The following is a 17,466-nucleotide window of genomic DNA, read 5'->3' on the forward strand; positions in this document are numbered from 1 at the left end:
TGACCCAACCGCCGCCACAGGCCACCTTTCCCAAAGCAAAGGAGCCGCGCGTGAACAGACTCTGGCACGGAACTTGGACAGCGAAACTGCGCATTGCCTCGGGGCTGGTGCTGTTTGCCTACGTCCTCTTTCACCTGATCAACGTCGGCCTCGGCCTGTTCTCGCTCGATCTCATGGAGCGGTTTCAGGACGCCCGTCAGCTGATCACCCGGTCCGGCCCCGGCGGCCTCCTGCTCTATACCGCCCTGCTGACACACGCCGGCCTCGCCCTCTACCGTCTGGCCCGTCGCCGCACCCTTCAGATGCCGCTGCACGAAGGCCTGCAAATCCTTCTCGGCCTCGCCATCCCGTTCCTGCTGATGACACACTTCGTGCACACCCGTGTCGCGCATCAACTGTTCGATCTCAACGATCGCATGGGCTATGTCACCGGCCTGATCTGGGCCACCCCGTCCGGACGCACGCAGGCGATCCTTGTTCTGGTGACGTGGGTCCATGCCTGCATCGGCCTGCACATGTGGTTGCGTATCACGGACTGGTGGCAACGCCTTGTGCCGCTCTGGATCGGCCTTGCAACGCTGATCCCCGCCTTTGCCCTTGCCGGTTTCATGGTGCAGGGCCGTCAGCAACGCGCCCGCTTCTTCGACGCCGATACCTTCGCGGACCTCGCCGCCACCTACAATTGGCCCACCCCCGAGGCCTTCGCCCGATTGCTCGACATCACCCAGAAAGGCGACCTCACGCTCTGGGCCATCCTCGGCCTCACCGCCGCAACCTTCGGCGTCCGCAAGTTCGCCACCGCACGCCGGTCCGTAAGGGTCAGCTACATCGACGGCCCCGAGATCAGCGGCGAACGCGGCATGACGCTTCTGGAAATGTCACGTGCAAACGGCATCCCGCATATGGCGCAATGCGGCGGCCGCGGCCGCTGCACCACCTGCCGCGTTGTGGTCGAACAGGGCGCAGACCTTTTGCATCCGCCCTCCCCCCAGGAACAGGCCTCGCTCGCCGCCGTCAGCGCGCCGCCAAACGCCCGTCTCGCCTGCCAGATTCGCCCGACAACCCCGGCCACCGTCCTGCGCGTCTTCCGCCCCGACAGCAACCGTCAACGCGCCCACGACGCCCTTGGCGAAGAAAAGGTGCTCGCGCTCCTCTTCCTCGACATGCGCGGCTTTACCTCGCGCACGGCAGGTCAACTGCCCTATGACGTGGTCTTCCTTCTGAACCGTTTCTTCGATGCCATCGTGCCGTCGATCACCGGCGCAGGCGGCACCATCGACAAATACCTCGGCGACGGGCTGCTTGCGATCTTCGAACAGGACAACCCCGAAGACTCGGCCAGGGCCGCCCTTTCCGCGGCACAGGGCATCGGTGCAGCGCTCGAAACCTTCAACAAGGTGCTCGCCACCGAAGGTGCGGACCCGCTGAAAATCGGCATCGGCCTCCACCTCGGCGATCTCGTCCTCGGGGAAATCGGCGCCGCCGACAACGCCCCGCGCACCATCATTGGCGACACCGTCAATACCGCCAGCCGCCTTGAGGGACAGACCAAGGAACTGGGTGTCGAACTCCTGGTCTCCGCCGATCTGCTGCGCGCCGCAAATATCCCTCTCGAGGGGCTGACGCTGACCGCGCTCACGTTGCGCGGCGTCTCCCACCCGGTCGATGCCCTGCCGGTTGTTCAGGCAAGCACCCTGCCGGACGCTCTCGCAATACGCAAAAAACCTTGAAACGCGGGCATGCCGCGCGCGCTGCGTTGCAGCAATGCAACGGCGGCATTTTTCTGCCCACCACCCAAGATTGTGCTTCCCTCAAGGCCCGTTTCATGCGATGCGTTCACGCGTGAACACACTTAGAGTCGTTTCTTATGTCGTCCCAGATGACCAAACCCAATTTTGAAGAAGAAGACCTGCTCTTCCGCCTCCTGCGCCAGCTTGATACCGCGCCGGACGCCTCGCAGCGGGCCACATCTTCGGCACTCGGGGTTTCGCTTGGTCGCCTGAACGCGCTTTTACGCACCACAGCAGATGCAGGGCTGATCACCATTAGTGAACGCGCAGGCCCGGACAAACGACAACGTTTCGCCTATTCCCTGACCTCGCGGGGGGCGAAGGAAAAAGTGCGGCTCACAGACCAATTCCTTGCCCGCAAACTCGAGGAATACAACGCCTTGCACGCGGAACTCACTGGCACGGCTAGCGGCCTGGCCCCTATCAAACACAGGACCCATCCAATGCAAAACAACCTGGCTCCCATCCCCGAGCTCTACGTCTCCTACGAGAGCGCCCAGAAACTCAAGGTCGAAGCGGCCGATCTGGTCAGCCACGACCTGACCCCGCGCCAGATCTGCGACCTCGAACTGCTGATGAACGGCGGCTTCAACCCGCTCAAGGGCTTCCTGTCGGAAGCAGACTACAACGGCGTTGTCGAAAACATGCGTCTCGCAGACGGCCAGCTGTGGCCGATGCCGATCACCCTCGACGTGACCGAAGACTTCGCCGCCTCGCTGGAAATCGGCCAGGACATCGCCCTGCGTGACCAGGAAGGCGTGATCCTCGCCACCATGACCGTCACCGACCGCTGGGAACCCAACAAGTCGCTGGAAGCCGAAAAAGTCTTCGGTGCCGACGACGATGCGCACCCCGCCGTCAACTACCTGCACAACCAGGCTGGCAAGATCTACCTCGGCGGCCCGGTCACCGGCATCCAACAGCCCGTGCACTATGACTTCCGCGCCCGTCGCGACACCCCGAACGAACTGCGCGCCTACTTCCGCAAGCTGGGCTGGCGCAAGGTCGTTGCGTTCCAGACCCGCAACCCGCTGCACCGCGCGCACCAGGAACTGACCTTCCGCGCCGCGAAAGAAGCAGAAGCCAACCTGCTGATCCACCCCGTTGTCGGCATGACCAAACCGGGCGACGTTGACCACTTCACCCGCGTGCGCTGCTACGAGGCGGTTCTCGACAAGTACCCGCAGTCGACCACCACCATGTCGCTGCTGAACCTGGCAATGCGTATGGCCGGCCCGCGCGAAGCCGTCTGGCACGGTATCATCCGTAAGAACCACGGCTGTACCCACATCATCATCGGCCGTGACCACGCAGGCCCGGGCAAGAACAGCCAGGGCGAAGATTTCTACGGCCCCTACGACGCACAGGACCTGTTCCGCGCGAACGCCGAAGAAATCGGCATCGAAATGGTCGACTTCAAGCACATGGTCTACGTTCAGGAACGCGCCCAGTACGAACCCAACGACGAGATCGAAGATCGTGACAACGTCACCATCCTGAACATCTCGGGCACCGAACTGCGCCGCCGTCTGGCCGAAGGTCTGGAAATCCCCGAGTGGTTCTCCTTCCCCGAGGTGGTCAAGGAACTGCGCAAGACCAAGCCGCCGCGCTCGCAGCAGGGCTTTACCGTCTTCTTCACCGGTTTCTCCGGTTCGGGCAAATCCACCATCGCCAACGCCCTCATGGTCAAGCTGATGGAAATGGGTGGCCGTCCGGTAACCCTGCTCGACGGTGACCTGGTTCGTAAGAACCTGTCGTCGGAACTCGGCTTCTCGAAAGAGCACCGCGACCTCAACATCCGCCGCATCGGCTATGTTGCATCGGAAATCACCAAGAACGGCGGTATCGCCATCTGTGCTCCGATCGCACCCTACGCCACCACCCGCCGCGCGGTACGTGAAGACATCGAAGCCTTCGGTGCCTTCGTCGAGGTGCACGTTGCAACCACCATCGAGGAATGTGAACGCCGCGACCGCAAAGGCCTCTACAAGCTGGCGCGCGAAGGCAAGATCAAGGAATTCACCGGTATCTCGGATCCCTATGACGTTCCGGCCAACCCGGAACTGCGCATCGAGACCGAAGGCACAGACGTGGACAACTGCGCCCACCAGGTGATCCTCAAGCTGGAAAGCATGGGCCTGATCGCCGCGCAATAATCCGCGCTGCATAAACAACCTGTAGAACGCGCCAATTTGGCGCGTTCTCTTTTTTCGGGCATCACTTCATTTTCCCTGCCATAACTGTCGAAATACCTTCCAACGGAGCGCCCATATGCGGGTCATTACCCTCACCACCATTCCGCCCCGTTTCGATCACCTCCGCCCGACACTGGACTGCCTCCTCGCGCAAGAGGCCCGGATTGATCACATCCTGCTCTACATCCCCAAGACCTATCGGCGTTTCCCCGATTACGACGGCCGCCTGCCCGACGTGCCCGATGGCATCGAGATCCGCCGCGTCGACGAAGATTTCGGCCCCGCCAGCAAGGTGCTGCACGCGGTCCGCGAATTCCGCGGTCAGGACTGTGAAATCCTGTTCTGCGACGATGATCGCCTGTACCCGCCGGACTGGGCGCAAAGCCTGCTGGATGCCCGCGCTGACCATCCCGACGCCGCCATCACACCCGTCGCCTTCGAGGTGAACAACTGGCTGGTGGAAAGCCGGATGATCCGCGCCCACCAGCCTCGTGCCGTTGCTCGCGACAAGCTCACCGCCCTGTCCTACTGGAAAGAACTCCTGCTCTGGCACATGGGGCTTTTCAAGAAACTCGGCCCCGAGCCTCCGCACTTCCGCCCCATCAAGACCGGCGGCTACCGGGACTTCTTCCAGGGCTACAGCGGCGTTCTGGTCCGCCCCGAATTCTTTGATGACGACGTGTTCGACATCCCGCCGGTCTACTGGGCGGTGGATGACATCTGGCTCTCGGGCATGCTGGCCAAGGCCGGCACTCCGATCTGGGTTCCCGCAAACCTGCGCGGCGGCCCCGACTGCACCACCGCCCATGACTCGGCCCCGCTCTACAAGGCCGTCATAGACGGCGCAGACCGGGAACAGGCCGACCGCGCCTGCTGCCTTTACTTCCAGCAGGAACACGGCATCTGGTTGTGAGGCCACAGCGGCCTCCGCCGCTGTGCCAACACCTCATCCTTGCGGCAGCGTTCCGCTACGAATGAAAGCACGCAGAGCAGCAGTGTCCGAGCGCAGGGACTTGTCAAAGGCCCTCTCGAACTCACGCAACCCGATACCATAGGCCCTGCGAAACGATTCATCCCAGCTCAGCCCCATGCCGCTATACTCCCAGAACTTGAAAAGGTCCCTTGGGCTCGTGCGTTCTGCAAGGATCAGCGCCGCAAAATAAGCCAGCGTATAGGCATCTTCGGCCTTTCGGATCTGCGTTCCACTGTGCAATTTCGAAAGCGAATGCCCGGGGCCATCGTATTTCTGCTGCATGACCGAAGCATTGAATAAACGCACTTCATTGCGACTGGCATAGAACTGAAACTCAGCATACACAGCAACCCCTTCGACAAGCCAGGACGGCCCCATGGGATGTTCGCGCAGATTGCGTGTAAGGCGTGCGTTCTTGTCGTTGCTCAACTCCCGCTGCACGTGGTGGGCAAATTCATGAACCATCACTTCCCCCGTGACTTCGTTCATTTTACGCACCCAGGCACTTTGCTTGAGATCACTGTCCGGCCAGCACATGACAAGCTGGTTGCGTATCTCGAAGCCTCCGAACTTCTCTTTGTCGCTACAATGCTCACGAAGAGCGTTGCGCAACCCCCTCACCTCGTCACCGCGTCCATTTCGCGCCTTGATCAGGTTATCAATAATCGCCTTTTGACTATCCCCACCCACAATGTCGATCTGGCTCGCGGGATAGATTTTGAACTTACCAACAAAGAAACTGCGCGATTTATGTAGAGCTTTGGCCAAAAGGGCCGCCCGCTTGCCATCCGGATCTTTGTCGATGAACACCTTTGCGGGTTGGGCCGAGGGTTGAAGCTTGCGCAATTTGCGATGCTTGTCTCCCAGCCCCCGACACCATGTCAGCGCAGTGCGCTGCGTCAGGGTCGGCAATACGTTGCCTTTCTTGGCAATATACCCTGCCGCTGCTGCCTTGGTCTGACCGGTCAATTTTCCGGATGCCCCACCGGCATCATATCCAAGAGATGTCAGTTGGTTTTGCACACATCGGATATAGGCGTCGGCAAAACTCGCCCCCGGAAACAGGACAAGAAGGGCAAATAAAATGGCACGCACATCAATCTCCTTAAAGTCGAATATGAAATGCAGAATACAAAGAGACGTCAGGCTGTCAACACGCGTCACAGCCTTGAAATAACAGTGATTTCATAAAACGAAGCCCGCGTGTTGTGCGGGCCTCAAAAAGGATCAGTGCACCGTCACCGGCGCATAGTCGTTCTGGCGCGCAAGGATGAAGGCCAGCTTGCGCTCCTTCACCAGCGCCAGGCGTTCCCCGTCACTCGCAGCGCAAACCGCATAGAGAACATCCGCCCCCTCGGCCTGTTCCTGAAGGTCCTCCGGCAGGTCCGCCACGGCCACCTCACGGACATAGACAAGGCGGTCTTCGACCTCCGGGCCGAAATCATAAGTGCTGTGCATCGGCTTACCCCTTGTTGATCTGGATGGTCTGAACGATCGTCTCGGGCCGTGACCGGGTCAGGTCGATGTGCAAAAGGCCGTTCTCCATCGCGGCCTCCCCCACGTCGACACCATCGGCCAGCACGAAAGACCGCTGGAACTGACGCGCAGCGATTCCACGGTGCAGGAACACGCGGTCCGCACCGTCATCGGTCTGACGGCCCCGGATCACCAACTGGCGATCTTCAACGGTGATCGAAAGATCTTCCTCGCGGAACCCCGCCACCGCAAGGGTGATGCGGTAGGAATAATCCGACGTTTGTTCAATATTATAAGGGGGATAGCCTTCGTTACCGGTTTTCGCGGTGCGTTCCAAAAGGCGTTCCAGTTGCTCGAAACCCAGCATATGCGGGTAAGAACCCAAGCTCATTTTCGTCATCGACACGTCCTTACAGTCAAGCGACAGTCCTACTTCGCGGGCCCCGTTGCGGCGACCCGTCATCCCTGAATATGGGAAAGCCCGCCGACAACTGCAAGGGCTTTGCACAACCCACTCGAATCGCTATGATTTAGCCACCAATAAGCAAGGGAATCCCCCGCAATGAATGCCCCCCGTGACCTGTCGATGAAAACCGATGACGTGCTGAGGGTCGAGCTGGAGGTTTTCAAGCAGGAACACCGCGATCTCGACGATGCCATCCACGCCCTTGTCGAACGCGGCACCGGCGATCAACTCACGATCCAGCGCCTGAAAAAGCAGAAACTGCGCCTCAAGGACATCATCGCCAAGATCGAAGATCGCCTGACCCCCGACATCATCGCCTGATCCTACGCAAAACGGCGCTATCCCCCTTCTTTTGCGGCCTTTCGCCCCGTCATCGGCAATTGCGAAACCCGCAGCTTTCTCTATAAGGCAACACTCCTAAGGCGGAGACCATCATGACAGACATCAAGGTTGGAATCATCATGGGCAGCCAGTCCGACTGGCCCACCATGAAACTTGCGGCAGATATCCTCGACGAACTGGGGATTGCCTACGAGAAAAAGATCGTGTCGGCCCACCGCACCCCCGATCGTCTGTGGACCTATGGCAAAGAGGCCGCGGGCCGTGGCCTTCAGGTCATCATCGCCGGTGCCGGCGGTGCGGCGCACCTGCCGGGCATGATGGCGTCTAAAACCCGCGTGCCCGTGGTCGGCGTTCCCGTCCAGACCCGCGCCCTTTCCGGTGTCGACAGCCTGTATTCCATCGTCCAGATGCCCAAGGGCTTTCCGGTTGCCACCATGACAATTGGTGCTGCCGGTGCCTCGAATGCGGGCCTGATGGCCGCCGGCATCCTCGCCCTGCAAGATCCCGCCCTGGCCGAGCGTCTCGACGCTTGGCGCGATGCCCTCGCCGCTTCGATCCCGGATGAACCGCAAGATGACTGATCCCCTTCTCCCCGGTGCCACCATCGGCATTCTCGGCGGTGGCCAGCTTGGCCGCATGCTCTCGGTTGCCGCCTCGCGCCTAGGCTACAAATGCCACGTGTTTGAACCGGGCATGAACCCGCCCGCCTCGCATGTCGCTGACGCCGTGACCCGCGCGCCCTATGACGATACCGAGAGCCTTATGGCCTTCGCCGACAGCGTCGACGTCATCACCTACGAATTCGAAAACATCCCCACCGCCGCGCTTGACGCGCTCGAGGCCCACAAGCCGATCCGCCCCGGCCGCGAGGCCCTGCGCGTCAGCCAGGACCGCCTTGTCGAAAAGGAATTCCTGCAAGGTCTGGGCCTCAAGACCGCCCCCTTTGCCGCCGTCGACACGCTGGATGATCTCAAGGCCGCCATCGACACCATCGGCATGCCCGCGATCCTCAAGACCCGCCGCTTCGGCTATGACGGCAAGGGTCAGGCCCGCATCAAGACCGTCGATGACATCGAACAGGCCTTTGCCGACATGGCCGGTGCGCCCGCCATCCTCGAAGGCTTCGTCGATTTCTCGCACGAGGTGTCGGTGATTGCCGCCCGTGGCTTGTCCGGCGACGTGGCCTGCTTTGATCCGGGCGAGAACGTCCACCGCGACGGCATCCTGCACACCACCACCGTGCCCGCCACCCTGTCCGCCTCGCAGCGCATGGACGCCGTGCTTCTGGCTGCGCGCATCCTGAACGAGCTGCAATACGTCGGCGTCATGGGTGTCGAACTCTTCGTGACACCACAGGGCCTGATCGTGAACGAGATCGCCCCGCGCGTCCACAATTCCGGCCACTGGACCCAGAACGGCTGTGCCATCGACCAGTTCGAACAACACATCCGCGCCGTGACCGGCCTGCCCCTCGGCGACGGCCAGCGCCACAACGATGTGGTCATGCTGAACCTGATCGGCGACGACATGGACCAGGTGCCGCAACTCCTCAAGGACGGCAACTGCGCCCTGCACCTCTACGGCAAGGAAGAGGTCAAGGCTGGCCGCAAGATGGGCCACGTCAACCGCATCCAGCCCAAGGCCGAGTAACCCCCGTTAGGACTGCGCTCAGGTCCCCCCTGAACACCAGATGCAGACCTTCACAAGGAGGTCTGCATTTCGCGTAACTAAGCGCCCGCCACGGCCAGGCGTCCCGACCTACCCCAGAAACCGCTCTGCCACGGCCCCCGACAGGTAACTCACCCGCCCCGCTACAAAGGTCGCGCCAATCCGCCCGCTCTCGGGCTCCATCACCACGAGGTCGGCACGCTTGCCGATACTGATCTCGCCCCGATCTGTCAGCCCCAGAACCCGCGCTGGCCCCGAGGACACCAACCCCCAGGCCGTCTCGAACGGCACCACGCCGCCCTCGACAAGCCGCGCCACCGCCTGCCGCATCGCCGGATAGTGATAGTCCGAGGCAATCGCATCCCCGATCCCGTCCCGCAGCAAATCAGTGGCCGAGACATTGCCCTTGTGCGATCCCCCCCGCACCACATTGGGCGCACCAAGGATCACCGCATCCCCGGCCGCATGGGCCGCTTCCGCCGCCTCTCGCGTTTCCGGAAACTCGGCCAGCGAAACACCCATACCGCGCCACTGCTCCCGCCCCTCGGCGGTATTGTCGTCATGACTTCCCAGCAAGACACCCGCAGCCGCCAGTCGCGCCGCCAGCGCCGAAACCGCCTCCGGCACCTCGCCCCGACGATCGTGCATGTCCCGCAACAGCGCATGATGCGCCTCCGGACTGCGCCCGCTTTTCAACGCCTGCCCCGTCAGCCGCGGCGGCTTCTTGCCCTTGGCCAGCGCGTCATGCGGCAGGTGATCATTGAACACCACATAGCCCGCACCACTGTCTGCCACCAAAGCCTCGAAACGCGCATAGTGGTCCAGCATGTGGGTCTCAAACCGCAACTGCAGCCGCATGTCCGTCAAAAGCCCTTCTGCCGCACCCAGCGCCGCACAGAACCGCTCTGCGAAATCCGGCCCGCGCATCCCGCCTTCCCAGGAAAAGAACTGCGCCAGCGTGGCCGTGGTGATCCCGTTACAGGCCAGCTCCGCATCCACGCTCTCCAAACCGATGCCGATGTTGTTCACCGCCCCGCGCCGCGGCGCCACGTGGCGCTCAAACCCGTCGCCATGCGTATCCACCAGCCCCGGCAACACCCGGAACCCGCTGAGGTCAACCTCGCGCCCGTCGCCGTCTTCGGCAATACACCCGTCCGCAAGACACAGGTCACCAATGGCAAGCCCCTCGGGCCGCAACACGTCCGCTCCGCGCAGTATCACTTGGGCAACTCCTCGCCGAATGTGAGAACATCCCCAAAGCTCATGTCGTGGTGAAACCGCCCATGTGCCAGGAAATAGACGGTTTCCGCGATCACATGCGGAGAATTCATCATGAAGGTATGTGTAACGGGCAATACGATATGATCCGTCATGCCTTCAACCTTTGTCGAGTCGACAGAGACCTTTCCGTCATCCGCCCCTTCGATCAGGATCGACGTGAACGGATTGAGCGACCGGCTCCCCGCCACGACGCCCAGCTCGAATTCCACCGCGGGCAACTGCGTCGAAACCCCGTCGGTGCCCATCTGCACCCCCGCCGGGCCGTTGAAAAACCGAAAGGCATCGTCCCAGCCCTCGATCACCTCGCCCCAGGATTTCATCTCGTCCACCAGTTCGGTGCCGTGATTGGGCGGTCCGAGCATGACGACGCGGCCAAGGTTCGGCGGCCGGTGCTCGGCCAGCCACAGGCGCGTCAGGATACCGCCCATGGAATGGGTCACGAAATGCACCCGCCCCTCGCCACACCGCTCGATGGCCTCTGGCAACAGCGGGTCCACCAGTTGCTGCACCTCGGCCCGCGTCGAGGCATAGCCCGGACGCACCACCTCATAGCCCTCGGATTTCAGCGCCGCCTCCATCACCACGAAAGACGCTTCCGTCCGCGCAAGCCCGTGCAACAGGATCACGCAGTCTGCCATCGCCGGCAGGGGCATCAGGGCCAAAAGAACGGCTAGAACTCGCATGGCCTTGAGATAACCCCTCGCCCGCGCCTAAAAAAGGGGGAACACACCCGCAACAAGGCCCCCACCCGCATGAATTCGCCCCGATTGGCCGCCCGCGCCCTGATCCTGCATGAAAACCGCCTGCTTCTGGTCAACGCCTTCCCCGGCGAACACGACGATCTCTGGTGCGCGCCCGGCGGCGGCGTCGAACGCAATGCCTCTCTCCCCGACAACCTCAAACGCGAAGTCCACGAGGAAACCGGCCTCACCATCGCCGTGGGCACCCCCTGCCTGATCAACGAGTTCCACAACCCCGATGACCGCTTTCACCAGGTCGACATCTACTTCCGCTGCACCATCACCGCAGGCACGCTCTCGGACGACTGGCAAGACCCCGAGGCCGTCGTCACCCGCCGCCGCTTTTTCTCCCGCAACGAGATGGACGCACTGCGCTTCAAACCCGACAGCCTGCCCGAGGTCGCATGGAGCACATCCGGCCTCAGCTATAATCCGCTGGAACTTCTGGTAAAGCCGCGTCAGCCCATGAAGGGCGGCGCATAGACAAGTGCCTCTTCCGGCTTGTCAGCCTCGATCTTCGGCGCAAACAGCCCGGTGTATTCCACCGGAAAGGGCGATTTCAGATTGCCCGCCCGGCCATAATCAAACCCGAACCGCGCGTAATAATCGGGATTGCCCAGCACCACCACCGGCGCATTGGCATAGTCCACCGCCATCTGGCAGAGCGCCGCGCCGATGCCCTTCTTCTGTCGCTTGGGATCAACCGACACAGGCGCCAGCGCAAGCCACCCCGCGGGCGCCTGCATCCGCGACAGGGCCACATGCCCAACGATACGCCCCCGATCCTCGGCCACCAGTTCCAACGCCATGTGGCCTCCGGCCCGCAGCGCCACACAGAGATCGGCCTCGTCCGGTTGCCCGAACGCCCGTTTCACCACCTGCGCTACCTGCGCCGTATCTTTCTCGACAAACCCGCGAATAATCATGGCGCGACCCTAGGCGGGCCGCCCCACTGGTGCAAGCGCCTAGCCGATGATGATGTCATCGAGGAAGATATTGAGGTTGGTCACACCCTTCACGGTCAGGATATTGCCGCCGCCAAAGTCGAAGACGGCATTGCCACCAACCACCTGCCCAAGGGCCACGACATCGGCCGCACTCTGCCCCGTCAGCCCAAGGGCGGTTTCGTCAAGGTAAAGCTCGTCGATATTGTTCTGGAACGCGGTAACAACATCTTTGCCGTGGTTGAAATGGAAATCATCCGCACCGCCACCACCATTCAGCGTGTCATTGCCAAGACCGCCCTTCAGCACGTCCTTGCCATTGCCACCCAAGAGTTGGTCCCAACCCTTGCCGCCCAGCAGAACATCGTTGCCCTTGCCACCCAGCAACCGATCCTTGCCGTCCTGGCCGCTCAGCGTGTCATTGCCCGCCCCGCCGTTCAGCGTATCGTTGCCAAACCCGCCTTCCAGCCGGTCAAACCCCTTGTCACCGCTCAGCTTGTCCTTGCCCTTGTAGCCACGCAGCACGTCCTTGCCGTCGCGCCCGTACATGTCATCCCCCTGCGCCGTCCCGCCAAGCGTATCCGCGCCGTTGGTGCCCACGTACTTGGCCTCATAGATCCGTGTCAGAACACCGTTTTCGCTGCCATCCTCGCCCCAGTCGGTCCAGGTCACCGCAATGGCACCATTCTTGAGCACCGTCACATCCGGCTGCCAGTCCCAGTTGCCATCACCGTTGCTGTCCGACAGAAAAACCGGATCGCCGACAATCTTGCCCGCCGCATCGAAGCGGGTGATATGCGCATCATATTCGTCACGGCTTTCGGTCGCGTTATAATACTCGTACTCCGTCACGATCACGAAGCCACCATCCGGCAGGGCGGCAATCCGCGTGTTGTGCACATGACCAACCACCGCGCCCTGCTCGACGACGTCTCCTATTGGCACACCGGTCTTGCTGAACACCTGGCCAACGGCACTGACCTTGCCGCTCAGAGCATCCTTGCTCCAGCCCACGACGACAAATTTGCCATCCTTCAGCGTAGCAACATCCCAGGCCCCCTCATCGGCATCGGGCAGGTCCAACACCTGGATCTCGCCACCGATCTTTGATCCATCGCTGGCAAGCAGTTGCGCAAAGGTCTCGGTCCCCGTCCTGTTGCCACCGTTGTCATAAAGCGGGTTCTGCCAGGTCACGACAAAATCACCATTCTTCAACGCCGCGATCTTGGGGGCATATTGCTTGCCTGCCGTCGTGGTGTTCACACCGATTTCGCTGCCGATCTTGACGCCGGAACTGTCAAATCGCTGAGCCCGGATTCCCACGTCATCGCCATCCTGCCCGTCGCTGGTCCAGACCACCACGAAACCGCCCGTCTTCATCGGTGCGATTTCCGGGCTGTGCTGCTCTCCAGTGGTGAAACTGTTGATCTGGAACTGCGCGCCCTTCGGTGTCCCATCCGCGTTGAAAACACGCGCCACCACTTCTGTCGCGGCATCGCCGCCGTCCCATGTGTTCCACGTCACGACCCACTCGCCGTCACGAAGCACGTCAACGCGCGGGTTGGACTGCGAGATCGTGTTGGAGGTGTTCACCAGAACATTGCCGCCCACGGCATTGCCATCGGCATCATAGCGCTGAACGTAGATACTATTGCCCACGCCCGTCGGCCCAAAGGACTCCCAGACAATGATGTATCCTCCATCCGGCAATGCCGCGATCCGCGGATCGTCCTGATCATCGGTGGTGTAGGTATTGACGCGGGTTTCTGGGGTGAAGGGGCTAAGGTAATTCATGACACGCTCCAATGGGACGGGTGAAAGGCAAAAGTCGAATTCCCGTAATCCTAGGGCAGAATCGTCCTTTCCCGAAACGAAACTTTCCACACGACCCAGCCCCCAATTCTCGCGTGAGCCAAAAGAAAAGGGCCGCCCGAAGGCGACCCTCTCTATTTCCTGACGGAAACGGCGTGATTACATCATGCCGCCCATGCCGCCCATGCCGCCCATGTCGGGCATGCCGCCGCCTGCACCTTCTTTGGCGGGCTTGTCGGCAACCATGGCTTCGGTGGTGATCAGCAGGCCAGCAACCGATGCCGCATCTTCCAGAGCGGTACGGGTTACTTTCGCCGGGTCGATCACGCCGAACGAGAACATGTCGCCATATTCTTCGGTCTGAGCGTTAAAGCCGAATGCGGTGTCGGTGCTCTCGCGGACTTTGCCCGCAACAACGGCACCGTCAACACCCGCGTTCTCTGCGATCTGGCGCAGCGGCGCTTCGATGGCTTTCTTGACGATGGTGATACCGGCGTTCTGGTCGGCGTTTGCACCTTCCAGACCTTCCAGGGCTTTACCGGCTTGAACCAGGGCAACACCACCACCAACGATGACGCCTTCCTGAACGGCTGCGCGGGTCGCGTTCAGAGCATCGTCCACACGGTCCTTGCGCTCTTTCACTTCCACTTCGGTCATGCCGCCGACGCGGATAACAGCAACACCGCCTGCCAGTTTGGCAACGCGCTCTTGCAGCTTCTCACGGTCGTAGTCCGACGAGGTTTCTTCGATCTGGGTGCGGATCTGGGCAACACGTGCTTCGATCTCGGCCTTCTCACCAGCACCGTCAACGATGGTGGTTTCGTCTTTGGTGATTTCGATCTTCTTGGCTGTGCCCAGCATGTCCATGGTGACCGACTCGAGCTTCATGCCGAGGTCTTCCGAGATCACCTGACCACCGGTCAGGATCGCGATGTCCTGCAGCATGGCCTTACGACGGTCGCCAAAGCCCGGTGCTTTAACCGCAGCAATTTTCAGGCCGCCGCGCAGTTTGTTAACAACCAGGGTTGCCAGCGCTTCGCCTTCAACGTCCTCTGCAATGATCAGCAGCGGCTTTTGCGACTGGATCACCTGCTCGAGCAGCGGAACCATCGGCTGCAGCGACGAGAGTTTCTTCTCGTGCAGCAGGATCATGCAGTCGTCGAGCTCTGCGATCATCTTGTCGGTGTTGGTGACAAAGTACGGCGACAGGTAGCCACGGTCGAACTGCATACCTTCAACAACATCGGTCTCGGTTTCCAGACCTTTGTTTTCTTCGACGGTGATGACGCCTTCGTTGCCAACCTTCTGCATCGCGTCTGCGATTTGCTGACCGATTTCGGCTTCGCCGTTGGCCGAGATGGTGCCAACCTGAGCAACTTCAGCCGAGTCTTTTACGTCACGGGCCGAGGCTTTGATGCCTTCAACAACCTTGGCAGTCGCCAGGTCGATGCCGCGCTTCAGGTCCATCGGGTTCAGACCGGCAGCAACCTGCTTCAGGCCTTCACGAACGATGGCTTGCGCCAGAACGGTTGCGGTGGTGGTGCCGTCGCCGGCTTCGTCGTTGGTGCGCGATGCCACTTCCTTGACCATCTGCGCGCCCATGTTCTCGAACTTGTCTTCCAGCTCGATCTCTTTCGCAACCGAAACACCGTCCTTGGTGATGCGCGGTGCGCCGAACGACTTGTCCAGAACCACGTTGCGGCCTTTCGGGCCCAGGGTCACTTTAACGGCGTCGGCCAGAATGTTTACGCCGCGCAGCATTGCGTTGCGGGCATCGGTGTCGAACTTTACGTCCTTAGCAGCCATTGTGCTTTACCTCTTGGAATTCTTTGTAACGGTCAGACGATCAGGCAATGATGCCCATGATGTCGGATTCTTTCATCATCAGCAGCTCTTCGCCGTCGACGCTGACTTCGGTGCCCGACCATTTGCCGAACAGAACGCGGTCGCCCGCTTTGACGTCCAGCTCGATGCGGCCGCCCTTGTCGTCACGCAGGCCTGCGCCCACGGATACAACTTCACCCTCGGCGGGCTTTTCTTTTGCGCTATCGGGGATGATCAGACCGCCTGCGGTCTTTTCTTCGCTTTCGGTGCGACGTACCAGCACGCGGTCGTGCAGAGGTGTAAGTGCCATTGTCTAGGTTTCCCTAACTAAGTAAGTGTCTCCCTGACTCCATTCAGCGGAGCCGTTAGCACTCCCTGTCGGCGAGTGCTAACGGCGAAATAGCTAGGCACCTCCTAGACCCGAGTCAACAGGATAATCCGAAAAATCTTGATGGCTTTTTCAGGAAAGCAGAAACCGGCCTGCCGCCGGGATCACGCCTCGTAACCGAACATCTCGAAATCCGCCCGGTACCGATTGTAGAGATAGGCCTTCTGATCCGACCGCATCCCTGCAACGGTGATGCCCTCCGCCGCCTTCGACGCATTGGAGCGCGGCAACACCATGTCCCGCCCAAACACCCTCTTCAACAGCGGGCCAATCTCCGCATCCAGCCGCTCAAGGTGAAACACGTGATCCACAATCACCTGCCCCGACGCATCCGTCACATAGTCCACCTGCCGCGCCATATGCCGCGCCAGATCGCCGAAACTGTTCCTGGCCTCCTTGCGGATGAAGGCATCAAACCCGTCATAAAGATCGTCCGGCACCGGCTTGCCCTTCTTCATCCGCGCCGTGATGCGATAACGGTACTCGCTCACGATCCGGTCAAACGGATGGCGCACCACCGCGAAACTGGTGAACCGCTGATAATCCTCTGTACTGATATGCCCCATCTCCACGTATTCCCGCGCATAAAGATGGGCGAGCTTGCTCGGCCCCCGCGCGGGGTCGTCATTCGGCCCCATCACCAGCTGGTCCCGATCCTTCCACGCAATGCCCAGCGCCTTCAGGAACACCCCCTCGATGCTCTGCCCTCCGGTCTTGGGGATATGCACGAACACCACCTCATGCTGCCGCGAAATCATGACTCCGCCTCCAGCATCGCGCGCCCCGCGTCGCTCAGGTCATAGACCCCAACCGCCACCTTCTCGAACCAGCCAAAATGATCCTCCCGCATCATCCGCGTGGCCGCCACCACCTCGGCCCCGCTGGCCACGGCCGCGCCTTTGCTGGCGCCATGCTCCGCAAGGAATCTGGCACAACGCATCATCTCCTGCTTATAGGCCGTGGTCACCGCGCCCCGCGTGCCGCCTTGGTTGGGATCCCCCCGCCGCCGGTCAAACTCCTTCAACAGTGCGCCCCGGCGCGGCTTCGACTTGCGCGGACGATACTCCACGGGATCGCAATGCGCCTGCACATGCCCATCCTCAAGCCGCACCGACAACACGCCGATCCCCAACCGCTTGCACAGACCAACATTGCCCTTGAAGGTCCGCCAGCCCGTTTTCCCGGCCCAGCGCGGCACCGCCACGTAAACCCAGTCCGACACCCGCTGCCGCGCCACCGCCTGCTGCAACAGGGTCAGCGAAAATCCTGTCTTCAACTCCACGATCACCGGATCATCCTCGCCCCGCCGCGCCACGACATCCGCCGCACCGACCTCGGCCTTGACCTCGAATCCCCTGTCCTCCAGCCACGCCTTCACCGGCGCATACAACTCTGTCTCGCTCACCCTTGCCATGCCCCAAGACCTACCCTCTCCCTCGCGCCCTGCCAAACCCGTTCTTCAATGCACGAACAAATACTCCGGGGTGAATGGGCGCCCCCGCGCCCAGAGGGGCAGCGTCCCTTGCCGCGCCCCTTCCACCTGCTAGGGTGCGCGCAACATCCCAGA

Annotated in this window: 18 protein-coding genes; 7 read left to right on the top strand and 11 right to left on the bottom strand. The window is 61.4% G+C overall.

The window, feature by feature from the left end; genetic code table 11:
- Positions 1 to 50: 50 nt before the first annotated feature.
- From ABWV42_RS07990 to ABWV42_RS08000, 3 genes are all read left to right on the top strand, one after another.
- Positions 51 to 1,730 (top strand): adenylate/guanylate cyclase domain-containing protein, encoded by a 1,680-nt coding sequence (locus tag ABWV42_RS07990; protein ID WP_353339660.1) that lies wholly within the window; start codon positions 51 to 53, stop codon positions 1,728 to 1,730.
- A 149-nt stretch (positions 1,731 to 1,879) separates the two neighbouring features.
- The gene (locus ABWV42_RS07995; RefSeq protein ID WP_500151994.1) at positions 1,880 to 3,946 is read left to right on the top strand and encodes a bifunctional sulfate adenylyltransferase/adenylylsulfate kinase; all 2,067 of its coding nucleotides are present in this window, start codon (positions 1,880 to 1,882) and stop codon (positions 3,944 to 3,946) included.
- 115 nt (positions 3,947 to 4,061) lie between these two features.
- A complete protein-coding gene (locus ABWV42_RS08000) occupies positions 4,062 to 4,898 on the top strand; it encodes a glycosyltransferase family A protein (RefSeq protein ID WP_353339662.1) in 837 nt (278 codons plus the stop codon).
- Positions 4,899 to 4,931: 33 nt separating this feature from the next.
- Here the strand turns inward: ABWV42_RS08000 and ABWV42_RS08005 are convergent, their stop codons facing one another.
- The 3 genes from ABWV42_RS08005 to ABWV42_RS08015 form a co-directional block, all read right to left on the bottom strand.
- The gene (locus ABWV42_RS08005) at positions 4,932 to 6,053 is read right to left on the bottom strand and encodes a hypothetical protein (protein WP_353339663.1); all 1,122 of its coding nucleotides are present in this window, start codon (positions 6,051 to 6,053) and stop codon (positions 4,932 to 4,934) included.
- A gap of 132 nt (positions 6,054 to 6,185) precedes the next feature.
- Positions 6,186 to 6,416 carry a DUF1150 family protein gene (locus ABWV42_RS08010; RefSeq protein WP_255109426.1) on the bottom strand — a complete coding sequence of 77 codons (231 nt, stop codon included), beginning with the start codon at positions 6,414 to 6,416 and terminating at the stop codon, positions 6,186 to 6,188.
- Positions 6,417 to 6,420: 4 nt separating this feature from the next.
- Positions 6,421 to 6,834, bottom strand: coding sequence for an Hsp20 family protein (locus ABWV42_RS08015; RefSeq protein WP_255109428.1), 414 nt, complete (start codon positions 6,832 to 6,834; stop codon positions 6,421 to 6,423).
- 162 nt (positions 6,835 to 6,996) lie between these two features.
- Between ABWV42_RS08015 and ABWV42_RS08020 the strand changes: the two genes are divergently transcribed.
- The 3 genes from ABWV42_RS08020 (at position 6,997) to ABWV42_RS08030 (ending at position 8,892) form a co-directional block, all read left to right on the top strand.
- Positions 6,997 to 7,221: a YdcH family protein gene (locus tag ABWV42_RS08020; protein WP_255109430.1), complete on the top strand. Its 225-nt coding sequence runs from the start codon at positions 6,997 to 6,999 to the stop codon at positions 7,219 to 7,221.
- A gap of 113 nt (positions 7,222 to 7,334) precedes the next feature.
- Positions 7,335 to 7,823, top strand: coding sequence for a 5-(carboxyamino)imidazole ribonucleotide mutase (purE, locus tag ABWV42_RS08025; RefSeq protein ID WP_353339664.1), 489 nt, complete (start codon positions 7,335 to 7,337; stop codon positions 7,821 to 7,823).
- On the top strand, positions 7,816 to 8,892 hold the full coding sequence (locus ABWV42_RS08030; protein WP_353339665.1) for a 5-(carboxyamino)imidazole ribonucleotide synthase: 1,077 nt from the start codon (positions 7,816 to 7,818) through the stop codon (positions 8,890 to 8,892). The genes purE and ABWV42_RS08030 overlap by 8 nt, the downstream gene beginning before the upstream one ends.
- Positions 8,893 to 9,000: 108 nt before the next feature.
- Here ABWV42_RS08030 and ABWV42_RS08035 read toward each other — a convergent pair whose 3' ends face one another.
- The gene (locus ABWV42_RS08035) at positions 9,001 to 10,131 is read right to left on the bottom strand and encodes an alpha-D-ribose 1-methylphosphonate 5-triphosphate diphosphatase (protein WP_353339666.1); all 1,131 of its coding nucleotides are present in this window, start codon (positions 10,129 to 10,131) and stop codon (positions 9,001 to 9,003) included.
- Positions 10,128 to 10,874 carry an esterase/lipase family protein gene (locus ABWV42_RS08040; protein WP_353339667.1) on the bottom strand — a complete coding sequence of 249 codons (747 nt, stop codon included), beginning with the start codon at positions 10,872 to 10,874 and terminating at the stop codon, positions 10,128 to 10,130. The genes ABWV42_RS08035 and ABWV42_RS08040 overlap by 4 nt, the downstream gene beginning before the upstream one ends.
- Before the next feature lie 69 nt (positions 10,875 to 10,943).
- Between ABWV42_RS08040 and ABWV42_RS08045 the strand changes: the two genes are divergently transcribed.
- The gene (locus ABWV42_RS08045; protein WP_353339668.1) at positions 10,944 to 11,414 is read left to right on the top strand and encodes an NUDIX domain-containing protein; all 471 of its coding nucleotides are present in this window, start codon (positions 10,944 to 10,946) and stop codon (positions 11,412 to 11,414) included.
- On the opposite strand, the gene ABWV42_RS08050 is transcribed toward ABWV42_RS08045, so the two are convergent.
- The 6 genes from ABWV42_RS08050 to ABWV42_RS08075 form a co-directional block, all read right to left on the bottom strand.
- Positions 11,390 to 11,857 (bottom strand): GNAT family N-acetyltransferase, encoded by a 468-nt coding sequence (locus ABWV42_RS08050; protein WP_353339669.1) that lies wholly within the window; start codon positions 11,855 to 11,857, stop codon positions 11,390 to 11,392. The two genes, ABWV42_RS08045 and ABWV42_RS08050, sit on opposite strands and share 25 nt — an antisense overlap.
- 39 nt (positions 11,858 to 11,896) lie before the next feature.
- On the bottom strand, positions 11,897 to 13,669 hold the full coding sequence (locus ABWV42_RS08055) for a calcium-binding protein (RefSeq protein WP_353339670.1): 1,773 nt from the start codon (positions 13,667 to 13,669) through the stop codon (positions 11,897 to 11,899).
- Between the two features lie 177 nt (positions 13,670 to 13,846).
- Positions 13,847 to 15,493 carry a chaperonin GroEL gene (gene groL / locus ABWV42_RS08060; RefSeq protein ID WP_255109452.1) on the bottom strand — a complete coding sequence of 549 codons (1,647 nt, stop codon included), beginning with the start codon at positions 15,491 to 15,493 and terminating at the stop codon, positions 13,847 to 13,849.
- Between the two features lie 40 nt (positions 15,494 to 15,533).
- Positions 15,534 to 15,821, bottom strand: coding sequence for a co-chaperone GroES (locus ABWV42_RS08065; RefSeq protein WP_255109454.1), 288 nt, complete (start codon positions 15,819 to 15,821; stop codon positions 15,534 to 15,536).
- A 182-nt stretch (positions 15,822 to 16,003) separates the two neighbouring features.
- The gene (locus ABWV42_RS08070) at positions 16,004 to 16,657 is read right to left on the bottom strand and encodes a sulfotransferase family protein (protein ID WP_353339671.1); all 654 of its coding nucleotides are present in this window, start codon (positions 16,655 to 16,657) and stop codon (positions 16,004 to 16,006) included.
- Positions 16,654 to 17,313: a DUF2161 domain-containing phosphodiesterase gene (locus ABWV42_RS08075; protein WP_353339672.1), complete on the bottom strand. Its 660-nt coding sequence runs from the start codon at positions 17,311 to 17,313 to the stop codon at positions 16,654 to 16,656. The genes ABWV42_RS08070 and ABWV42_RS08075 overlap by 4 nt, the downstream gene beginning before the upstream one ends.
- Positions 17,314 to 17,466 lie beyond the last annotated feature (153 nt).

Source organism: Pelagimonas sp. KU-00592-HH (assembly GCF_040369695.1).
In the GTDB taxonomy this organism is placed as follows: domain Bacteria; phylum Pseudomonadota; class Alphaproteobacteria; order Rhodobacterales; family Rhodobacteraceae; genus Shimia.

Coding starts and splice junctions, on each gene's coding strand:
- ABWV42_RS07995 (WP_500151994.1), top strand. CDS start 1,880: ATGACCAAACCCAATTTTGAAGAAGAAGACCTGCTCTTCCGCCTCCTG.
- ABWV42_RS08000 (WP_353339662.1), top strand. CDS start 4,062: ATGCGGGTCATTACCCTCACCACCATTCCGCCCCGTTTCGATCACCTC.
- ABWV42_RS08010 (WP_255109426.1), bottom strand. CDS start 6,416: ATGCACAGCACTTATGATTTCGGCCCGGAGGTCGAAGACCGCCTTGTC.
- ABWV42_RS08015 (WP_255109428.1), bottom strand. CDS start 6,834: ATGACGAAAATGAGCTTGGGTTCTTACCCGCATATGCTGGGTTTCGAG.
- ABWV42_RS08020 (WP_255109430.1), top strand. CDS start 6,997: ATGAATGCCCCCCGTGACCTGTCGATGAAAACCGATGACGTGCTGAGG.
- purE (WP_353339664.1), top strand. CDS start 7,335: ATGACAGACATCAAGGTTGGAATCATCATGGGCAGCCAGTCCGACTGG.
- ABWV42_RS08030 (WP_353339665.1), top strand. CDS start 7,816: ATGACTGATCCCCTTCTCCCCGGTGCCACCATCGGCATTCTCGGCGGT.
- ABWV42_RS08040 (WP_353339667.1), bottom strand. CDS start 10,874: ATGCGAGTTCTAGCCGTTCTTTTGGCCCTGATGCCCCTGCCGGCGATG.
- ABWV42_RS08045 (WP_353339668.1), top strand. CDS start 10,944: ATGAATTCGCCCCGATTGGCCGCCCGCGCCCTGATCCTGCATGAAAAC.
- ABWV42_RS08050 (WP_353339669.1), bottom strand. CDS start 11,857: ATGATTATTCGCGGGTTTGTCGAGAAAGATACGGCGCAGGTAGCGCAG.
- ABWV42_RS08055 (WP_353339670.1), bottom strand. CDS start 13,669: ATGAATTACCTTAGCCCCTTCACCCCAGAAACCCGCGTCAATACCTAC.
- groL (WP_255109452.1), bottom strand. CDS start 15,493: ATGGCTGCTAAGGACGTAAAGTTCGACACCGATGCCCGCAACGCAATG.
- ABWV42_RS08065 (WP_255109454.1), bottom strand. CDS start 15,821: ATGGCACTTACACCTCTGCACGACCGCGTGCTGGTACGTCGCACCGAA.
- ABWV42_RS08070 (WP_353339671.1), bottom strand. CDS start 16,657: ATGATTTCGCGGCAGCATGAGGTGGTGTTCGTGCATATCCCCAAGACC.
- ABWV42_RS08075 (WP_353339672.1), bottom strand. CDS start 17,313: ATGGCAAGGGTGAGCGAGACAGAGTTGTATGCGCCGGTGAAGGCGTGG.